This window comes from Nonomuraea solani (assembly GCF_900108335.1).
In the GTDB taxonomy this organism is placed as follows: Bacteria; Actinomycetota; Actinomycetes; order Streptosporangiales; family Streptosporangiaceae; genus Nonomuraea; species Nonomuraea solani.
On the sequence record NZ_FNVT01000002.1, the window covers coordinates 849,255 to 866,839 of the forward strand.

Sequence of the window (17,585 nt, forward strand, 5' to 3'; positions counted from 1 at the left end):
TCAGCCCAGCTCGACCTCGACCCGCAGCTCGTCACCGTATTCGAGCACGAACTCCTCGACGTTGCCCGCCGCGCACAGGTCGTCCTGCGCCTGCCGCACGAGCTCGATCTCGGGCGCCCGCACGGTCAGCCGCGAGACCTCGGCCCGCATCGACAGCTTGGCCTCCGACTTGGCCTTGCGCACCTGCCGCAGCACCTCGGAGGCCAGCGTCAGCACCGCCGGGTGACCGGCACCGCGCTCGGCGGCCGGCCAGGAGGCGCGGTGCACCGAGCCCTCGCGCCACCACGACCACACCTCTTCGGTCACGAACGGCAGGAACGGCGCGAACAGCCGCAGCAGCACGCCGAGGGCCTCCCGCAGCGCCGCGTGCGCCGACGCCGACTCGGGCCCGGACTCGTAGGCGCGGGCCTTGACCAGCTCCAGGTAGTCGTCGCAGAACGCCCAGAAGAAGCGCTCCACGGCCTCGATCGCCCGGGTGTGGTCGTAGGCGTCGAACGCCTCCGACGTCTCCCGTACGGTGTCGGCCAGGGCCGCCAGCATCGACCGGTCGAGCGGCTCGGTCACCGCGCCGTCGCTCTCGGCCAGGCCGAGCACGAACTTGGAGGCGTTCAGGATCTTGATGGCCAGCCGCCGGCCGATCTTGAGCTGCCCGACGTCGAAGGTGGTGTCGACGCCGTAGCGCCCGTTGGCCGCCCAGTAGCGGACCGCGTCGGAGCCGTGCTGCTCCAGCAGGTCGAGCGGGGTGACCACGTTGCCCTTGGACTTGGACATCTTCTTGCGGTCGGGGTCGAGGATCCACCCGGAGATCGCCACGTCGCTCCACGGCAGCGTGCCGAACTCGTAGTGCGAGCGCACCACGGTCGAGAACAGCCAGGTGCGGATGATCTCGTGCGCCTGCGGCCGCAGGTCGGAGGGGTAGACGCGCCGGAAGAGGTCGTCGTCGGTCTCCCAGCGGCCCGCGATCTGCGGTGTCAGCGACGAGGTGGCCCAGGTGTCCATGACGTCGGGGTCGGCCATGAACCCGCCGGGCACGCCGCGCTGCTCCTCGGTGTAGCCGCGCGGCACGTCGGAGGACGGGTCGATCGGCAGCGTGTCCTCGGCGGGCAGGATCGGCGCGTCGTGGACGGGCTGCCCCGACTCGTCGATCGGATACCACACCGGGAACGGCACGCCGAAGAAACGCTGGCGCGAGATCAGCCAGTCGCTGGTGAGCCCTTCGACCCAGTTGTCGTAGCGCACCCGCATGTGCGGCGGGTGCCAGGCCAGCTCACCGCCGCGCGCCAGCAGGCGCCGCCGCAGCTCCTCGTCGCGGCCGCCGTTGCGGATGTACCACTGGCGGGTGGTGACGATTTCGAGGGGCTTGTCGCCCTTCTCGTAGAACTTCACCGTGCGCTGTACGGGCCGGGGCTCGCCTTCGAGGTCACCGGACTCGCGCAGCAGCTCCACGATCCGCTCGCGCGCGCTGTGCACGGTCTTGCCGGCCAGCTCCTTGTACGGCTCCGCGTCCACGCCCTCCGGCGGCTCGGGCAGCAGCCGCCCGTCCCAGCCGAGGACCGGCCGGGTCGGCAGGTGCAGCTCCCGCCACCAGGTGACGTCGGTGATGTCGCCGAACGTGCAGATCATCGCGATGCCCGTGCCCTTGTCGGGCTCGGCCAGGCGGTGGGCCAGCACCGGCACCTCGACGCCGAACAGCGGCGTCAGCACCGATGTGCCGAACAGGTCCTGGTAGCGCTCGTCGTCGGGGTGCGCGACCAGCGCCACGCACGCCGGGATCAGCTCGGGCCGGGTCGTCTCGATGTGGACCGGGCCGCGCTCGCCGTAGAAGGAGATCTTGTGGAAGGCGCCGGGCCACTCCCGGTCCTCCAGCTCGGCCTGGGCCACGGCGGTGCGGAAGGAGACGTCCCAGAGCGTGGGCGCCTCGGACAGGTAGGCCTCGCCGCGCAGCAGGTTGCGCAGGAACGCGCGCTGCGACACCGTACGGGCCTCGTCGCTGATCGTGGTGTAGAGCATCGACCAGTCCACCGACAGCCCGACGCGCCGCCAGACCTCCTCGAACGCCTGCTCGTCGAGGGCGGTCAGCTTGTGGCACAGCTCCACGAAATTGCGCCGCGAGATGGAGATCTCACGTTTGCCGGGCTTGTCCGGTGGAACGAACTCCGGGTCGTACGGCAGCGACGGATCGCAGCGCACGCCGTAGACGTTCTGCACCCGGCGCTCGGTGGGCAGGCCGTTGTCGTCCCACCCGATGGGGTAGAACACCGCCTTGCCGATCATGCGCTGGTAGCGCGCCATGATGTCGGTGTGGGTGAAGGAGAAGACGTGACCGACGTGCAGCGAGCCCGACACGGTCGGCGGCGGCGTGTCGATGGCGTAGACCTGCTCGCGCGGCTTGGAGCGGTCGAAACGGTAGGTGCCCTCGTCCTCCCAGCGCGCTACCCATACCTGCTCCAAGCCATCGAGAGTCGGCTTTTCGGGCATGGCGGCATGGCGTAGTCGCTGTTGAGTCATGCCTCCATATGGTACGGCTTCGCCGGCCCGGCAAGCGGTAGAGACTAGTGTTCGTTACAAAGGGGAAGGGAGATCGGCATGGCGGAGGACAAGCCCGACGTCGCCTGGCGGGTCATAGGCGGCCTGGTCGGCCTGGTGACGGCGTGGGCGGCGCGCAAGCTGCTCGGGTTCGCCTGGGAGAAGGCGACCGGCAAGGAGCCGCCCGTCGACACGGACTCGCCCGAGGTCAACCTCGGTGAGGCGATCGGCTACGCCGTCGTCATGGGCGTGGGCATGTCGGTGGCGCAGATCGTGGTCAACCGGACCGCCAAGAAGCGCTATGACGCGTGGAAGGCTCTGAAGCAGGTGACTCCAGGGCAGTGAGAAACTCACTCGCCCAGCGGTCCACGTCGTAGGTGGCGACCCGGCGGCGCATCGTACGCATCCGCCGGGCCAGCTCGTGCGGCGTGGCCCGCATCGCCGCCAGCATCTGGCGCTTGACGTCCTCCACGTCATACGGATTGACCAGGTAGGCCTGCCGCAGCTCGTCGGCGGCCCCGGCGAACTCGCTCAGCACCAGCGCCCCGTGCAGGTCGTGGTGGCAGGAGACATACTCCTTGGCCACCAGGTTCATCCCGTCCCTGAGCGGCGTCACGACCATCACGTCGGCGGCCAGATAGAGCGCCGCCAGCTCCTCGTGGTCGTAGGACTGGTGGAAATACCAGACCGGCTGGTAGCCGAGCTGCGCGTGCTCCCCGTTGATCCGGCCGACCTGCAGCTCGATGTCGTCGCGCAGCCTGCGGTATTCGTCGACGCGCTCGCGGCTCGGCGTGGCGATCTGCACGAACACGGCCTCGCCCGGGCGCAGCCGGCCGTCGTTGAGCAGCTCTCCGAAGCCCTCCAGCCGCTGCCCGATGCCCTTGGTGTAGTCGAGCCGGTCCACGCCGAGCAGCACGTGCTCGGGGTCGCCCAGCTCCATCCTGATCTCCTTGGCGCGGGCCACGATGTTCGGGTCGCGGACGAGGGAGTCGAGTTGCGCGAAGTCCACCGAGATCGGGAACGCCTGCGTGGTCACGATCCGGTCGTCGAGGAAGATCTCATTCCCCTTGTACGGCAGCCCGAGCAGCCGCCGGCACAGCCTGCGGAAGTTCGAGGCCCCGCCGGGCAGCTGGAAGCCCACCAGGTCGGCCCCGAGCAGCCCCTCGACCAGCTCCCTGCGCCACGGCAGCCGCCAGAACAGCTCGGTGGGCGGGAACGGGATGTGCAGGAAGAAGCCGATCCGCAGGTCCGGCCGGAGCTTGCGCAGCATCGCGGGCACGAGCTGGAGCTGGTAGTCCTGCACCCACACGACCGCGCCCTCGTCGGCCGCCTCCGCGGCGGCCTCGGCGAAGCGCTGGTTGACCTCCCGGTAGGAGTCCCACATCTTCCTGTCGAACACCGGCGGCGCCACCACGTCGTGGTACAGCGGCCACAGGGTGGCGTTGGAGAAGCCCTCGTAGTAGAGCTCGACCTCGCGGGCCGACAGCGGCACCGGGATCAGGTTCATCCCGCCCTGCTCGAACGGCTCCAGCACCTCGTCCGCAGCCCCGTGCCAACCGGCCCAGGCTCCGTGGCGGCGCTGCATCACCGGCGCTATCGCGGTGACGAGCCCGCCTGGACTTCTGCGCCACGCAGCCGTTCCGTCCGGCTCGATCGTGCGGTCCACCGGCAACCGGTTCGCGACGATCAGATACGAGCTACGGCCAGTCACGCAAGTCCTCCCTATCGGGTCACATGTCAGGAAAGCCGCCCAGCGCACGGCTGACAGCGGCCGCCACCGACTCCGGGCCCGCATGGGGAATGATCGCGGCGATGTGGGAATCGGGCCTGATGAGCCATGCCTCATCCGGTCCGGCGCCGAGCCTTTCAGCGAGCGAGCCGGTCCCCTCCATCTCCGCGAGCCCGCGAACGGCGAGCGGCGCCGTAATGACCTTGCCCAGGACCTGCACAAACAAACTCGAATCGCACATATCGCCCAGTAGGACGAGGAATCCATCGCGGCAGATCTCACGCAACCGGCCACCGGCGATGGGCACGTCCGGCAGGATCACGCCGGGGGCGGGCACGCACAGCGCCCCCTTCGGCGGCCGGCCGTGGAACGGGCGCGACGGCTCGGGGGTGGTCAGCGGCGAGTCGACGTACCAGAAGGGCTCGGCGAACCGGCCCGAATCCACCTCCGCGACCCGGCCGCCCGTCAGCACCGCCCGCCGGTGCATGCGCCCCTCCACGGTCTTGGGCGCGAGGAAGCGCATGGTGGCGGAGGTCACGTCGAGGTTCTCGGCCGCCGCCGCGTGCCGCTCGGCATGGTACGACTCCAGCAGCCCCTCCCCCGCCCACCCGTTGAGCACGAAGGCCAGCTTCCAGGCCGCGTTCTCGGCGTCCGGCACCCCGGAGTTGAGCCCCCGCGCCCCGAAGGGCGCCACCAGATGGGCGCAGTCGCCCGCCAGCAGCACCCGCCCGACCCGCATGCGGGAGGCCAGGCGCGAGTGGAACCGGTAGGTGCTGTGCCACAGCAGCTCGTACGGCCGGTCGCCGATGATCTGCCGCACCTTGCGCGCGATGTCCGCCTCGGTGGGGATGAAGTCCGGCGCGATCTGCCAGTCGATCCGGAACGTGCCCCCCGGGCAGGGATGGATGAGCACCTGCCGGCCCGGGTTCCAGACGGGGTCGAAGTAGAAGCGGCGCTCGTTCTCCCAGCCGGGCAGGTCGGCCTTGATGTCGCAGATCAGGAACTGGTCCTCGAAGGTCTCCCCGCCGAACGTGACCCCGAGCGCCCCGCGCACCACCTGGGCCCTGGCGCCCGCGCAGGCCAGCACGTAGGGCGCGCGCAGCCGCCGCTGCCCGCAGTGCACCGTGACGCCCGAGTTGTCCTGGATCAGGCCGGTCACCTCGTGCTCCCAGCGCACCTCGATGAGCGGCTGGCCCGCGATGGCCTCGTCGAGGATCTCCTCGGTGCGGGTCTGCGAGATGTTCACGCAGGCCGGCAGCGGCCCCTCGCGCTCGAACGTCCAGGAGAACAGCTCACGGTCGCGGTGGTAGGTGCGGGCGGTCGTCCAGGCCAGGCCCTCCTCCGCGATCCTGCCCGCGCCGGCGGCGGCCCAGATGTCGAGCACGTCGCGCTGCTGGCAGATGGACTTCGACCCGACGTGCCCCCGCCCCGGGCGCTGGTCCAGCACCAGCACCTGGATGCCCCAGCGGGCCAGCAGCAGCGCGGCGCTCTGCCCGACGGGCCCCGCGCCGATCACGATGACCTGTGCGCTGTTCGTAGTCGAGTTCATGATTGGAGCTCGTCCCACACTTCCCTGTCGCGCTCGGCGGTCCAGATCCGCGGCCGTTCGACGCCGTGCAACTCGTCCCAGAGCCGGGAGACGTTGAACGGCAGGCAGTGCTCGAAGATCGGCCAGTGGCCGTAGCGGGGCTCCAGGGTCCGGTGCGTACGCTCGAACGCCTCCTTCAGCGACCCCGCCGCGCCGACCTCGCGCAGCATCACGGCCAGGAAGTCGCGCGTCTGCCCGATGGCCGCCTCCACGCCCTCCTTGCCCCTGGCCACCGCGCCCCTGCCGCCGACCAGCGTCCGCGCCCCGAACGAGGCCACCCGGTCGAGCGTCGAGGAGGACCACTCCCGGTGGAAGGCGTCGCCGGTGTAGAGGGCGGCCTGCGACTCGACCAGGTCACCGGCGAACAGGATGCCCTGCCTCGGCAGCCAGGCCACCAGGTCGCCCTCGGTGTGGCCGCGGCCGCAGTGTTGCAGCACCAGGTCGCCGCGGTCGCCGCCCAGGTCGATGGTGAACCGGTCGCTGAACGTCGCCGTCGGCCAGGTCAGCCCCGGGATCGACGCCGGGTCCTGGAACAGGCGCGGCATTCTGGCGTATTCGCTGGCCCAGTCCTGCTCGCCGCGCTCGGCGATCAGCTCGCGGGTCTTCTCGTGCGTCACGATCACGTCGGCGCCGAACGCCGAGGCGCCCAGCACCCGGACCGCGTGATAGTGCGACAGCACCAGGTAGCGGACCGGTTTGTCCGTGTGCGCGCGCAGCCGCTCCAGCCACCGGCGGGCGGCCACGGGCGTGGCGAGCGCCTCGAAGCAGACGACGAAGTCCTCGCCCTCGATCGCGCCGACGTTCGGGTCGCCTTCGGCCGTCAGCGCGTAGACGCCGTCGGCCAGCACCTCCAGCAACTGCCGTTTCTCACCGAGATCCGCCGACGAGGCGAACGGCTTGGCCATCGCTCCTCCTCCCGCACAGGCGTCGTCAAGGCCCATTCCCAGAGGCGCGGCGTGTCACGCCGGTCGTCTGGACTGCACCACGTGGAAGCGCCCGGCCACGTAGCCGGGGTCGGTCAGCGAGGCGGTGGCGGCCGGGTTGGCGCCGCTGCCGTGGTAGTCGCTGAAGGCGGCCGACTGGTTGACGAAGACGCCGCCGGTCAGGTTGCACGAGAGGTTGACGCCCGCGTCGACGGCCGCCCGCTCGGCCTGGTCGAGCACGTCGTCGGAGGTCGAGTAGACCGAGGCGGTGAGCGCGCCGCGGGCCGTGATCGTCTCGCGCAGCAGATCGAGGCTCTCCCGCGTCGAACCGGTGGGGATGACGAACGAGATCGGCCCGAAGTGCTCGCGCCCATAGACCTCGCGCTCCCCTGGGGCGACCTTCACGATCACCGGCGTGCGCACGACCGCGTCGGGGAAGGCCGGATGCTTGAGCGCCCGCGACTCCAGCACCACCTCGCCGAGCGAGGGCGCGGCCGCCAGCCTGGCCAGCACGCCGGGGTTGACGATCGCGCCGGTCAGCTCGACCGCGCGGGCGTCGTCGCCGAGCAGCCTGGCGACCGCGGCGGCCAGGCCCGCGGCCACCTCGTCGAAGCTCTTGTGACCCTCGTCGGTCTCGATGCCGGCCGCCGGGACCAGGATGTTCTGCGGCGCGGTGCACATCTGGCCGCTGTAGAGCGCGAGCGAGAAGGCCAGGTTGCCGAGCATGCCGCGCCAGGAGCCGGTGGAGTCGACGACGACCGTGTTGACCCCGGCCTTCTCGGTGTGCACGAGGGCCTGGCGGGCGTTGAGCTCCAGCCAGTCGCCGAACTCGGTCGAGCCGGTGAAGTCGACGACGCGGACATCGGGGTGCGTGGCCAGCGTCTTGGCCAGGCCCTGGCCCTCCTCCACGGCCAGCGACACGAGCGCGGGGTCGAAGCCGGCCTGCTCCAGCACCTCACGGGCGATCGACACGGTGATGGCCAGCGGCAGCACGGCGCCGGGGTGCGGCTTGACGATCACGGGGTTGCCGGTGACGAGCGAGGCGAACAGCCCCGGGTAGGCGTTCCAGGTCGGGAACGTGTTGCAGCCGATGACCAGCGCGACGCCCCTGGGCACGACGGTGAAGCGCTTGTCCATGACCAGCGGGCCGCCCTTGGCCGGCTTCTCCCAGCGGGACGTGGCGGCCGAGGCGGTCATGGCGGCGAAGCCGTACGCGATGGCCTCCAGCGCGCGGTCCTGCGCGTGCGGCCCGCCGGCCTGGAAGGCCATGACGAACGCCTGCCCGGTGGTGTGCTGCACCGCGTTGGCCAGCTCGAAACTGCGCTTGTTGATCCGGTCGACGATCTCCACGCAGGTCAGGGCGCGCGCCAGCGGCCCGGCGTCCCGCCAGGCGGGCAGCGCGCCCTTCGCCGCCGCGATGAGCTCTTCCACCAGCGGCTGCGGGTAGGTGACGCCGAGGTCGATGCCGAACGGCGAGCGCTCCGCGCCGATCCAGGACCCGGTGCCCGGCTGCTCCAGCGGGTACGGCTTGCCGAGCAGGGACTCGAACGCCTCCCTGCCCCGCTCGGCCGCGCCCTCGCCGTAGACGCGCGGGCTCGGCGACTCGGGGTAGGCACTCCAGTGACCACGCTGAGCGATCGCCGAGGTGGCTTCGTCCAGAGTCCCGCGGTGCTGCTCGAACATGATCTTCAACCTCTTGACAGGGAAGGCCGGATGGTGATGTGTTTACCGAACATTCGGTCAGTTGACAAGGGAGACTTGCGTTGGAGAGCGCGCGTCGCATGATGGACGCCGACATCGCCTCCACGGCCCTGGGCATCGAGCTGTCGGAGCTGGGCGAGGGCCGGGCGGTGTGCCGGATGGCGGTGACCGACCAGATGATCAACGGACACGACCTGTGTCACGGCGGATACGTGTTCCTGCTGGCCGACACGGCGTTCGCGTGCGCGTGCAACACCTACGGCCCGGTGACGGTGGCGGCCGGCGCGGAGATCACGTTCGTCTCCCCCGCCCGCGCGGGTGACGTGCTGGTGGCGGAGGCGGCCGAACGCACCCGCTACGGCCGCAGCGGCATCTACGACATCACCGTGCGCCGGGCGGACGGCGACGTGGTCGCGGAGTTCCGCGGCCGCAGCAGGGAATTGAGATGAGATGAAACTCGGCTATCCCCCCGCGCCGCAGGAGCTCGACCCGATCGAACGGGTGTCCCGCGACGAGCTCATGGCGCTCCAGCTCGAACGGCTCCAGCGCACTCTCGCGCACGCCTACGGCGACGTCCCGCTCTACCGGCGCAAGTTCGACGAGGCGGGCGTGCACCCGGGCGACTGCAAGGAGCTCGCCGACCTGGCCAAGTTCCCCTTCACCACCAAGCAGGACCTGCGCGAGTCCTACCCGTTCGGCATGTTCGCGGTGCCGCGCGAGCGGGTGGCCAGGATCCACGCCTCCAGCGGCACCACCGGCCGGCCGACCGTGGTCGGCTACACGAAGAACGACCTCGACGTGTGGGCCGAGGTGATGGCCCGCTCGATCCGCGCCTCGGGCGGGCGGCCCGGCGACATCGTGCACGTCGCCTACGGCTACGGGCTGTTCACCGGCGGGCTGGGGGCGCACTACGGGGCCGAGCGGCTGGGCTGCACGGTGGTGCCCGTCTCGGGCGGCATGACACCCCGGCAGGTGCGGCTCATCACGGACTTCCGGCCCGACATCATCATGGTGACGCCGTCGTACATGCTGGCGCTGCTGGACGAGTTCGCCGCGCAGGGCCTGGACCCGCGTGAGTCGTCCCTGCGGGTCGGGATCTTCGGCGCCGAGCCGTGGACCGAGCGGATGCGCGAGGAGATCGAGGACCACTTCGAGATCCACGCCGTCGACATCTACGGCCTGTCGGAGGTGATGGGGCCCGGCGTGGCCAACGAGTGCGTCGAGAGCAAGGACGGTCTGCACGTCTGGGAGGACCACTTCTACCCGGAGACGGTCGATCCGTTCACCGGGATCCCGGCGGATGAGGGCGAGCTGGTCTTCACCAGCCTCACCAAGGAGGCCATGCCGGTCGTCCGCTACCGCACCCGCGACCTGACGCGGCTGCTGCCGGGGACCGCGCGGCCGGCGTTCCGCCGCATGGTCAAGGTGACCGGGCGCACCGACGACATGATCATTCTGCGCGGCGTGAACGTGTTCCCGACCCAGATCGAGGAGCTCGTGCTGCGGACCAACGGCCTGTCGCCGCACTTCCAGCTCCACCTGACCCGGCCCGACCGGCTCGACGTGATGACGGTCAGGGTCGAGGCGCGCCCCGGCTTCGACCGCGGCCGGGCGGAGGCGGCCCAGAGTCTGCGCCAGGCGGTCAAGGACGGCGTCGGCGTCAGCGTGGAGGTCGAAGTGGTGGACCCGGAGACGCTGGAGCGGTCGGTCGGAAAGCTCAAACGAGTCATCGACAAGCGGGATAATTGACGATATGGCCGCCTCCACTCCCATCCGTCAGCGCAGGCGCGGGCATGATCCCGAGTCCGTTCTGTCCATCGCCGTGGGCGTCTTCAACGAGCGTGGCTACGACGGGACGAGCATGGAGGACCTGGCCAGGGCGCTCGGTGTGACCAAGTCGGCCATCTACTACCACGTGCCGGGCAAGGAGCAGCTCCTTGCCCGGGCGCTCGACCGGGCGCTCGACGGGCTGTTCGAGATGGTCGCCGACCACCGCGCCGTCCCGGGGCCCGCGATCGAGCGCCTGGAGTGGGTGGTGCGGCACAGCGTGCGCATCCTCGTGGAGCGGCTGCCGTACGTGACGCTGCTGCTGCGGGTGCGCGGCAACAGCCCGACCGAGCTGGCGGCGCTGGAGCGGCGGCGGGAGTTCGACCGGTTCGTCAGCGGGCTGGTCAAGGAGGCCGCGGCGGACGGCAGCATCCGGGCGGACGTCGATCCAGGGCTGGTCACGCGGCTGCTGTTCGGCACGGTGAACTCGATCACCGAGTGGTACCAGCCCGCGCGCGGCGGCTCCGCCGACGAGCTGGCCGACGGGCTGCTCAAGATGACCTTCGGCGGCCTGCGGGTGTGATCGCTCCGGCTACGGGTCCAGTGCGTCGCGTGCGCGGGACTCGACCGCACCGGGCCGGTCGCCAGGGCCGCCGGGGGGCAGCGGCCGTTTGCCGCGCAGGTCGTTACGGACGGCCTCACCGAGCTTCTTGGTCGCCATCCGGTTGAGCGCCCCGCCCGCGACCGCGCCCGTCAGGAACGGCCCGAGCGTGGTCAGGTGGCGGCCGAGCGTGCGCAGCAGCCGGTTGCGCAGCGCCGTCTTGGTGGCCGCGCCCAGCGCCAGCGAGACGGACGTGGGGGTGAGCGGATCGATGCCGCGCTGTTTGGCCCAGGCGGCCGTGAAGGCCACGGCGCGCTGGCTGCCGGAGCCCTGGACACGTACGCCATAGACCTCGTGCAGTTCGGCCAGCATCTTGACCTCGATGGCGGCGACGACGATGGTCTCGGCGACGAGCTGGGCGGGGGCGGAGAGCAGGAGGGGTGGCGCGGCGAATTCGGCCGCGGCCAATGCTCCGCCGATGGCGCCGACCGTCATCGTGGCCTTCTGGGCGGTGCGCACCAGGTCGTCGGCGAGTTCTTCGCCGGTCAGGCCGTGATGATGCTCGGACAGGGTGTGCAGATCCCGGATCGGGATACGCGGCGCGATGTTGAGGAAGACGTCGGCCAGCCAGCGGCCCCGGCCCGCGCCGGTCACCCGCGCTCTCTTGGCCCCAGCCGACAGTGCCTTGGCTAGGCGGCCGAGCAGCTTGCGCCGCTCGGCCGGTTCGAGCTCGCCGGGCGCGGTGAGCTTGCCTACGAGTTCGCCGACCTCACGTTCGGGGTCGGCGACCTCACTGCCTGGTTGGTGGTCTTTCTCTGGTACGGCCACGCGATGCCTCCGTAGTCTCATGGTCGCGATCGCTCAGGGATCGACCTCGCTCTCTCACCCCGAGTCTGTCGCTCCAGTTGATTAGGCGGCGCACTCCCGGCAGACCTGCTGGCCGTTCTTCTCAGAGGCCAGCTGACTGCGGTGGTGCACCAGGAAGCAGCGCGCACAGGTGAACTCGTCGGCCTGACGAGGAATCACCCGCAGGGACAGCTCTTCGTTCGACAGGTCCGCGCCGGGCAGTTCGAGCGACTCCGCCAGGTCGGTCTCGTCGATGTCGATGCTGCCAGACGACTTGTCGGTGCGCCGCGCCTGAAGTTCCTGGAGACTGTCCTCCCCCAGGTCGTCATCTGTCTTGCGCGGGCTGTCGTAGTCGGTAGCCATTGTGCTTACTCCATCCCCCTCATCTATATGTCTTCGCGCTCATCGCGCGTCTTCTAACGTCCGGGAAGCTCATCTTGTGCCCGTTCCGTCGGGGAGATTTCCCATCGGTACCCCGGAGGAACGGGCGACGAACCTCCCAACACGTCAGGGCCTGCTGCCGACGGCAATGGTTAGCCAAATATGGCGAAACCCACAGCCTTGGCGTCATGCACCACCGTGTTCGACGGCACATCCAACCACATGTGCGGCAAGAACGAGACGCCCCCAGTGCATCAACACGCGGACGAACACGCCGGAGCGACACCTGCGTCAGCGCCTCGGGAGCCTAATGGTCACGACCAGTCCTCCACCATCACGCGGCACGGCGGACACATTTCCGCCGTGCGCCTGGACCACCGCACGGACGATGGACAGCCCGAGACCCGCTCCCTTGGCCGATTCCACGCGGTCCGCATGGAGCCTCCTGAACGGCTCGAACAGGCTGTTCACCTCGTACGCCGGGACGTGCTGTCCCGTGTTGGCCACCTGAACAACCAAGGCACCGTCCACCATTCCCGTTCGGATCCATACTTTTCCGTTTTCGGGAATGTTGTACTTCACCGCGTTCTCCAGCAGGTTGCTGACCGACCGCTCCAGAAGCACGGGATCGCCCACGGTAGGCGCGCTGACCAGTTCGGTGGTGACGGTCACGCCGTGTTCCTCGGCGAACGGAGAGACCTGTTCCACGGCCGTCCTGGCGACGTCCTGGACGTCGAGCGGCTTGCGCACGGCGAGTTCGCGTTCGCTCCTGGCGAGCAGCAGCAATCCCTCGATGAGCTTCTCGTTGCGCGCGTTGACCTCCAGAAGGGTACGGCCGAGCGCTTTGAGATCCGCCGACGCCTCCGGATCGGACAGGGCTATCTCCAGGACCGTCCTGTTGATCGTGAGGGGGGTGCGCAGTTCGTGGGAGGCGTTGGCCACGAACCTGCGCTGGGTGTCGAAGGCGACGTTGAGCCGGGTGAGCATGGCGTCGAAGGTGTCGGCCAGCTCCTTCAGCTCGTCGTTGGGGCCCTCCAGGGCGATGCGCTGGTGGGCGAGCGTGCTTTCCGACAGCTTGCGGGCCGTGGCGGTCATCTGCGCCACGGGCTTGAGCGCCCGGTCGGCCACGAAGTAGCCGATGATCAGCGCCAGGATGCCCACGCCCGCCAGCGCGAGGAAGGCGCTGCTGAAGAGCGCGTCCCTGGCGCCGGCGATCGCCAGCTTCTGCCAGTTGCGCCAGGCGATCTGGAGCTCGGCGTCCTGGCTGGGGGGCAGGCCCAGGTCGATGGTCGGCCAAGCCGTGCTGATGGCGGTGCCGATGATGGCGTACACCGAGAACAGCAGCACGGCCGCCGCCGCGAAGACCAGCGCTCCGTAGGTGAGCGTCAGGCGCCAGCGGATGCTGAGCTTGGCCGGTAGTTCCTTGACCCGGGCCATCGCGGTCCGCTGCTGGGCCACCGGATGCTCCGGCGGCGGGCCGTCCCAGGCGGGCGGTCCGGTGGGCGGGGGTGCTTCCTGCACGCGCGTCGCCTTCCTCGCCGAATGCGGGCTGATCATCGGATGCGTCGGGCCCGCTTCGCGCTCCGGCCGATCTGACACGACCTCGCGCTCTGACCGATCAGTCACAACTTGTACCCAACCCCGGGCACAGTCTCGATCACCTGAGGCTCGCCCAGCTTCTTCCGCAGCGTCATCATGGTCACCCGGACCACGTTCGTGAAGGGATCGATGTTCTCGTCCCACGCCTTGTCCAGCAGGTCCTCCTGGCTGACCACGGCGCCTTCGGCGCGCATCAGCTCCTCCAGGACCGCGAACTCCTTCTTGGTCAGCACGACCTCCTTGCCGTCGCGCTCCACCAGCCGCTTGCCCGGGTCGAGCCGGATCCCGGCCCGTTCGAGCACGGGCGGCAGGGCGGGGGCGGAACGGCGGCCGAGGGCGCGGACCCTGGCGACCAGCTCGATGAACACGAACGGCTTGGCCAGGTAATCGTCGGCCCCCAGGCCGAGCCCCTCGACCTTGTCGTCCACGTCGCCGGACGCGGTCAGCATGAGGATCCGTGAGGCGGTCCGCTGCTCCACCAGCCGCCGGCACACCTCGTCGCCGTGCACCACCGGCAGGTCGCGGTCCAGCACGATCACGTCGTAGTCGATGTAGGAGGTCTTTTCGAGGGCGCCACCGCCGTCGTAGGCGACGTCGACCGCCATGGCCTCGCGCCGCAGACCGGTCGCGATCGCGTCGGCGAGCACCCGCTCATCCTCAACCACCAGCACTCGCACGCCTGGTACACCTCTCTCCGATTCTGGTCACTCATTCTGTCCATAGCCCCGATAAGCGCACGGTAAGGCATGTTCAGGGGTTGGTGACGCTCCGGCCAGGGAGAGGTTCGCGAAATTCATGTTTCGGAGGGCGACAAGCCGGGGTATGCCTGCGAGACACTCATTGCCCGCACTTCATCCGGCAATGGGGAGACTTCGCCCCCACACGGATCGAACCCCTAGAGAGTAGGTGAGATGGGCGAGTTCACGACCACGATCGAACACCGCCTCGACCAGGCTTATAAGGGCCTTCGGGAGGCCCGCGACGTCGGCGACGAATACCTCGCCGACACCCTCACCGCCGAGATCGAGGACCTGCGCCGCCTGGCCGACGATCACGGCATCCCGTTGCCCCGCTAGCCATGTCGTCATGGGAAACGGCCGGAGCAGGGGCTCCGGCCGTTTCCTCAACGGCTCGTCAGTCGCGTTCGGGGTCCAGTGAGACCAGCAGGTCGTGCAGTTCCTCGAACAGGCCGGGAGCGGCGCACAGCGCGAAGCTCGGGCTGACCGGCCTGCCCTGCAGCCCGCCGAGCCGGGCGCCCGCCTCGGTGGCCACCAGGCCGGCCGCGGCGAAGTCCCACTGGTTGACGCCGCGCTCGTAGTAGGCGTCCACCCGGCCCGCGGCCTGCCCGCACATGTCCACGGCGCACGAGCCGCCGCGCCTGATGTCGCGTACGCGCGGCAGCACCTCGGCGACCACCTGGCCCTGCACGGCCCGCCTGGTGGCCGAGTAGCCGAACCCGGTCGAGACCAGCGCCTGCGCGAGCGGCACGCCGGTGTTGCAGCGCAGCCGCTCCGCGCCCAGCCAGGCGCCCTCGCCGAGCGCCGCGGTGTAGACCTCGCCGCGCTGCGGCACGTTGACGACGCCGGCCACGATCCGGCCGCCGACCTCGACGGCTATCGACACGGCCCAGTCCGGGAGCCCGTACAGGAAGTTGACGGTGCCGTCGATCGGGTCGACGATCCAGCGCACGTCGGACTCGCCCGGCTCCTCGCCGCCCTCCTCCCCGAGGATCCTGTCGCCGGGCCTGGCGGCCAGGATGCGCTCGCGGATGAGCTCCTCCGACGCCGTGTCGAGCGTGGTGACCACGTCGGTGGGGCTGGACTTGGTCTCGACCGCCGTGGACATCGTGGGCCGCTTGGCGAGGAGCATGTCCCCGGCCTCGCGGGCGATGTCCTCGGCCAGCCGCAGGAAGTCCGGCATCAGGCCACCGAGTCCGGGCGCTTCCAGTCCTGGCCGAGCACGTGCTGGGCCAGGAAGGCGAGGACGGTCTCGTACCAGGCGACGGCGTTGCCCGGCTTGAGGATCCAGTGGTTCTCGTCGGGGAAGTACAGGAACTTCGAGTCGACCTCGGTGCGCCGCAGGTCCCACCAGAGCCGCAGGGCCTCGCCGATCGGCACGCGGTAATCCTTGTCGCCGTGGATGACCAGCAGCGGCGTGGTGATCTTGTCGAGGGAGTGGTGCGGGGAGAGCAGCGAGTAGCGCTCGCCGCCGGGCTCGCCGAACTCGCGCTGCCAGTACATGGAGGCGTCGGTGGTGCCGGCGAACTGGTCGAGGTTCCACAGCGAGGCGTGGGTGACGATGGCCTTGTAGCGGTCGGTGTGGCCGGCGAGCCAGTTGGCCATGTAGCCGCCGAACGAGCCGCCGAGCGCGGCGACGCGCTCGCTGTCGATGTCGTCCCTGGCCAGGGCCACGTCCACGATCGCGTCGAGGTCGGCCTGGGTGCGCGGGCCCCAGTTGCCCCAGCCGCGGTCGATCATCTCCTGGCCGTAGCCGGTGGACAGGCACGGGTCGGGCATGAGCACGGCGTATCCGTGCTGGGCCATGATCCAGGACTGCCAGCGCCACTGCCAGTCGTTCCACGACGCGACCGGGCCGCCGTGGATGAACAGCAGGAACGGCGCCGGGTTGTCGGCGGAGGCGCCTTCAGGCAGCGCGAGCCAGCCGCGGACGGTGGCGCCGTCGTCGGTGGTGGCGGAGATCTCGGTGAGCGTGCCGGGGATCTCGGGGCGCGGGGCGGGCGTGGGCAGGTCGGTGATCTCGCCGGTGGCGACGTCGATCCTGGCCGGGGCGGGGGCCAGGTTGACGGCGCTGCGCAGGGCGTACACGAAACGGCCGTCGGGGGACGGGCTGAGGCCGAGGTAGGCGGCGTCGTCCTGGGTCAGCCTGACCGTCTCACCGTCCAGCGGGACACGGAAGATCGGGCGGCGGCCCTGGTGGTCGGCGGCGACGTAGACGGCCGAGGAGTCGGGCGCCCACTCGACGTTCGCGGGGAACAGGTCGCCTGCGTACGCGCGGCCCTGGCCGGTGGCCAGGTCGGCGATCCACAGCTCGCTGCGCGCCGAGACGTCCAGCCCCGTGACGCGGTCGCGGGCGCAGGCGATCCTGGCGCCGTCGGGCGACACGGCGAGCGGGCCGCCGAAGTCGTAGCCGTCCTCGGTGAGCAGCACACGGCGCTCGCCGGTGGCGACGTCGATGGCCACCAGGTCGGTACGCGACTCGCCCTTCGCCAGGTACGTGGTCCACGTGGAGATCAAGGTGGCGCCGTCGGGGGTCAGCTCGAACCCGGCCTCGCGCAGCGCGTCACCCGCGTCGGGGGTCAGGTCGCGCACGTCCTCCAGGCGGTCGTCGCCGAGCCTGGCCGCGAACAGGCGTGTGCGCCCCGGGCCGAGGTCGTGGTCCCAGTAGCGCACCGGGTAGCCCTCGTGCAGGATGGCGCTGATCCCGGCGTCCTTGCGGGCCTTGCGCTTGTCCGCGTCGGCCGACTCCTCGCCGTCGAGCACGTCGGCGGCGAACACCACCACGTCGCCCACCGTGCGCACGGCGCCGATGCCACCGGCGCGGGTGGCCACCTGGCGGGCCTCGCCGCCCGCCCGGGGCAGCAGCCACAGCGCGGGGACCTCCTCGCCGGGCTCCTTGACGGTGGGGTCGGGCCGGGAGGAGGTGAACAGCACGTCTCCGGCGGCGGTGAAGACCGCGGCGGACTCGCCCTTGGCCGACCTGGTCAGCCGGTACGGCTCGCCGTCCACGGGGATCGCCCAGAGCGCGGTGCCGAAGGACTTGCCATCGGGGTTGAGAGACTGGACCACCGAGACCAGTCTGGAACCATCGGGCGAAAGCCGCAGCGAGAGAACCCGGGGAATGGACACATAGTCACGTATGTCGTTGAATGCGCTCACTCGATCGAACCTACCTCGGGGAGCGACC

16 protein-coding genes are annotated in these 17,585 nt (G+C 70.2%); 5 read left to right on the plus strand and 11 right to left on the minus strand.

Translation table 11 applies throughout. From position 1 onward, the window contains the following. Positions 1 to 2,508, minus strand: coding sequence for a valine--tRNA ligase (valS, locus tag C4V41_RS09620; RefSeq protein WP_407669949.1), 2,508 nt, complete (start codon positions 2,506 to 2,508; stop codon positions 1 to 3). A 78-nt stretch (positions 2,509 to 2,586) separates the two neighbouring features. On the opposite strand from valS, the gene C4V41_RS09625 reads away from it, so the two are divergent. Further along, positions 2,587 to 2,871 (plus strand): DUF4235 domain-containing protein, encoded by a 285-nt coding sequence (locus C4V41_RS09625; RefSeq protein ID WP_103955401.1) that lies wholly within the window; start codon positions 2,587 to 2,589, stop codon positions 2,869 to 2,871. On the opposite strand, the gene C4V41_RS09630 is transcribed toward C4V41_RS09625, so the two are convergent. From C4V41_RS09630 to paaN, 4 genes are read right to left on the minus strand one after another with little or no spacing between them, the layout of a single operon-like run. Beyond that, positions 2,804 to 4,237, minus strand: a complete 1,434-nt coding sequence (locus C4V41_RS09630) for an alpha,alpha-trehalose-phosphate synthase (UDP-forming) (protein WP_103955402.1) — start codon at positions 4,235 to 4,237, stop codon at positions 2,804 to 2,806. The two genes, C4V41_RS09625 and C4V41_RS09630, sit on opposite strands and share 68 nt — an antisense overlap. A 19-nt stretch (positions 4,238 to 4,256) precedes the next feature. Continuing rightward, positions 4,257 to 5,804 carry an FAD-dependent monooxygenase gene (locus C4V41_RS09635; protein WP_103955403.1) on the minus strand — a complete coding sequence of 516 codons (1,548 nt, stop codon included), beginning with the start codon at positions 5,802 to 5,804 and terminating at the stop codon, positions 4,257 to 4,259. Then, entirely contained in the window at positions 5,801 to 6,748 is a 948-nt protein-coding gene (locus tag C4V41_RS09640) for an MBL fold metallo-hydrolase (protein ID WP_103955404.1), read from the minus strand. Before C4V41_RS09640 ends, C4V41_RS09635 begins: the two co-directional genes overlap by 4 nt. Positions 6,749 to 6,802: 54 nt before the next feature. Next, positions 6,803 to 8,449 (minus strand): phenylacetic acid degradation protein PaaN, encoded by a 1,647-nt coding sequence (paaN, locus tag C4V41_RS09645; protein WP_103955717.1) that lies wholly within the window; start codon positions 8,447 to 8,449, stop codon positions 6,803 to 6,805. A 98-nt stretch (positions 8,450 to 8,547) separates the two neighbouring features. On the opposite strand from paaN, the gene paaI reads away from it, so the two are divergent. Genes paaI through C4V41_RS09660 form a run of 3 tightly spaced genes read left to right on the plus strand, consistent with a single transcriptional unit; the run spans position 8,548 to position 10,817 of the window. Further along, entirely contained in the window at positions 8,548 to 8,916 is a 369-nt protein-coding gene (gene paaI / locus C4V41_RS09650; RefSeq protein ID WP_103955405.1) for a hydroxyphenylacetyl-CoA thioesterase PaaI, read from the plus strand. Between the two features lies 1 nt (position 8,917). Beyond that, on the plus strand, positions 8,918 to 10,216 hold the full coding sequence (paaK, locus tag C4V41_RS09655) for a phenylacetate--CoA ligase PaaK (RefSeq protein ID WP_103955406.1): 1,299 nt from the start codon (positions 8,918 to 8,920) through the stop codon (positions 10,214 to 10,216). A gap of 4 nt (positions 10,217 to 10,220) precedes the next feature. Then, positions 10,221 to 10,817 (plus strand): TetR/AcrR family transcriptional regulator, encoded by a 597-nt coding sequence (locus tag C4V41_RS09660; RefSeq protein ID WP_103955407.1) that lies wholly within the window; start codon positions 10,221 to 10,223, stop codon positions 10,815 to 10,817. A gap of 9 nt (positions 10,818 to 10,826) precedes the next feature. On the opposite strand, the gene C4V41_RS09665 is transcribed toward C4V41_RS09660, so the two are convergent. The 4 genes from C4V41_RS09665 to C4V41_RS09680 all read right to left on the minus strand — a co-directional run bounded on the left by C4V41_RS09665 (position 10,827) and on the right by C4V41_RS09680 (position 14,338). After that, a complete protein-coding gene (locus tag C4V41_RS09665) occupies positions 10,827 to 11,663 on the minus strand; it encodes a hypothetical protein (protein ID WP_103955408.1) in 837 nt (278 codons plus the stop codon). An 81-nt stretch (positions 11,664 to 11,744) separates the two neighbouring features. Next, positions 11,745 to 12,044: a DUF4193 domain-containing protein gene (locus C4V41_RS09670; protein WP_049570503.1), complete on the minus strand. Its 300-nt coding sequence runs from the start codon at positions 12,042 to 12,044 to the stop codon at positions 11,745 to 11,747. A 309-nt stretch (positions 12,045 to 12,353) separates the two neighbouring features. Further along, positions 12,354 to 13,619, minus strand: coding sequence for a sensor histidine kinase (locus C4V41_RS09675; RefSeq protein ID WP_103955409.1), 1,266 nt, complete (start codon positions 13,617 to 13,619; stop codon positions 12,354 to 12,356). A 65-nt stretch (positions 13,620 to 13,684) separates the two neighbouring features. Further along, positions 13,685 to 14,338: a response regulator transcription factor gene (locus C4V41_RS09680; RefSeq protein WP_103955410.1), complete on the minus strand. Its 654-nt coding sequence runs from the start codon at positions 14,336 to 14,338 to the stop codon at positions 13,685 to 13,687. Between the two features lie 234 nt (positions 14,339 to 14,572). On the opposite strand from C4V41_RS09680, the gene C4V41_RS62825 reads away from it, so the two are divergent. After that, entirely contained in the window at positions 14,573 to 14,737 is a 165-nt protein-coding gene (locus C4V41_RS62825; RefSeq protein WP_200823852.1) for a hypothetical protein, read from the plus strand. Positions 14,738 to 14,795: 58 nt separating this feature from the next. Here C4V41_RS62825 and C4V41_RS09685 read toward each other — a convergent pair whose 3' ends face one another. Both C4V41_RS09685 and C4V41_RS09690 read right to left on the minus strand, forming a co-directional pair. After that, complete coding sequence (locus C4V41_RS09685) at positions 14,796 to 15,581, minus strand: inositol monophosphatase family protein (RefSeq protein ID WP_103955411.1); 786 nt, start codon at positions 15,579 to 15,581, stop codon at positions 14,796 to 14,798. Next, positions 15,581 to 17,527, minus strand: a complete 1,947-nt coding sequence (locus tag C4V41_RS09690) for a S9 family peptidase (protein WP_200823894.1) — start codon at positions 17,525 to 17,527, stop codon at positions 15,581 to 15,583. Before C4V41_RS09690 ends, C4V41_RS09685 begins: the two co-directional genes overlap by 1 nt. Positions 17,528 to 17,585: the final 58 nt, after the last annotated feature.

Coding starts and splice junctions, on each gene's coding strand:
- valS (WP_407669949.1), bottom strand. CDS start 2,508: ATGACTCAACAGCGACTACGCCATGCCGCCATGCCCGAAAAGCCGACT.
- C4V41_RS09625 (WP_103955401.1), top strand. CDS start 2,587: ATGGCGGAGGACAAGCCCGACGTCGCCTGGCGGGTCATAGGCGGCCTG.
- C4V41_RS09635 (WP_103955403.1), bottom strand. CDS start 5,804: ATGAACTCGACTACGAACAGCGCACAGGTCATCGTGATCGGCGCGGGG.
- C4V41_RS09640 (WP_103955404.1), bottom strand. CDS start 6,748: ATGGCCAAGCCGTTCGCCTCGTCGGCGGATCTCGGTGAGAAACGGCAG.
- paaN (WP_103955717.1), bottom strand. CDS start 8,449: ATGTTCGAGCAGCACCGCGGGACTCTGGACGAAGCCACCTCGGCGATC.
- paaI (WP_103955405.1), top strand. CDS start 8,548: ATGATGGACGCCGACATCGCCTCCACGGCCCTGGGCATCGAGCTGTCG.
- paaK (WP_103955406.1), top strand. CDS start 8,918: ATGAAACTCGGCTATCCCCCCGCGCCGCAGGAGCTCGACCCGATCGAA.
- C4V41_RS09660 (WP_103955407.1), top strand. CDS start 10,221: ATGGCCGCCTCCACTCCCATCCGTCAGCGCAGGCGCGGGCATGATCCC.
- C4V41_RS09670 (WP_049570503.1), bottom strand. CDS start 12,044: ATGGCTACCGACTACGACAGCCCGCGCAAGACAGATGACGACCTGGGG.
- C4V41_RS09675 (WP_103955409.1), bottom strand. CDS start 13,619: ATGATCAGCCCGCATTCGGCGAGGAAGGCGACGCGCGTGCAGGAAGCA.
- C4V41_RS62825 (WP_200823852.1), top strand. CDS start 14,573: ATGGGCGAGTTCACGACCACGATCGAACACCGCCTCGACCAGGCTTAT.
- C4V41_RS09685 (WP_103955411.1), bottom strand. CDS start 15,581: ATGCCGGACTTCCTGCGGCTGGCCGAGGACATCGCCCGCGAGGCCGGG.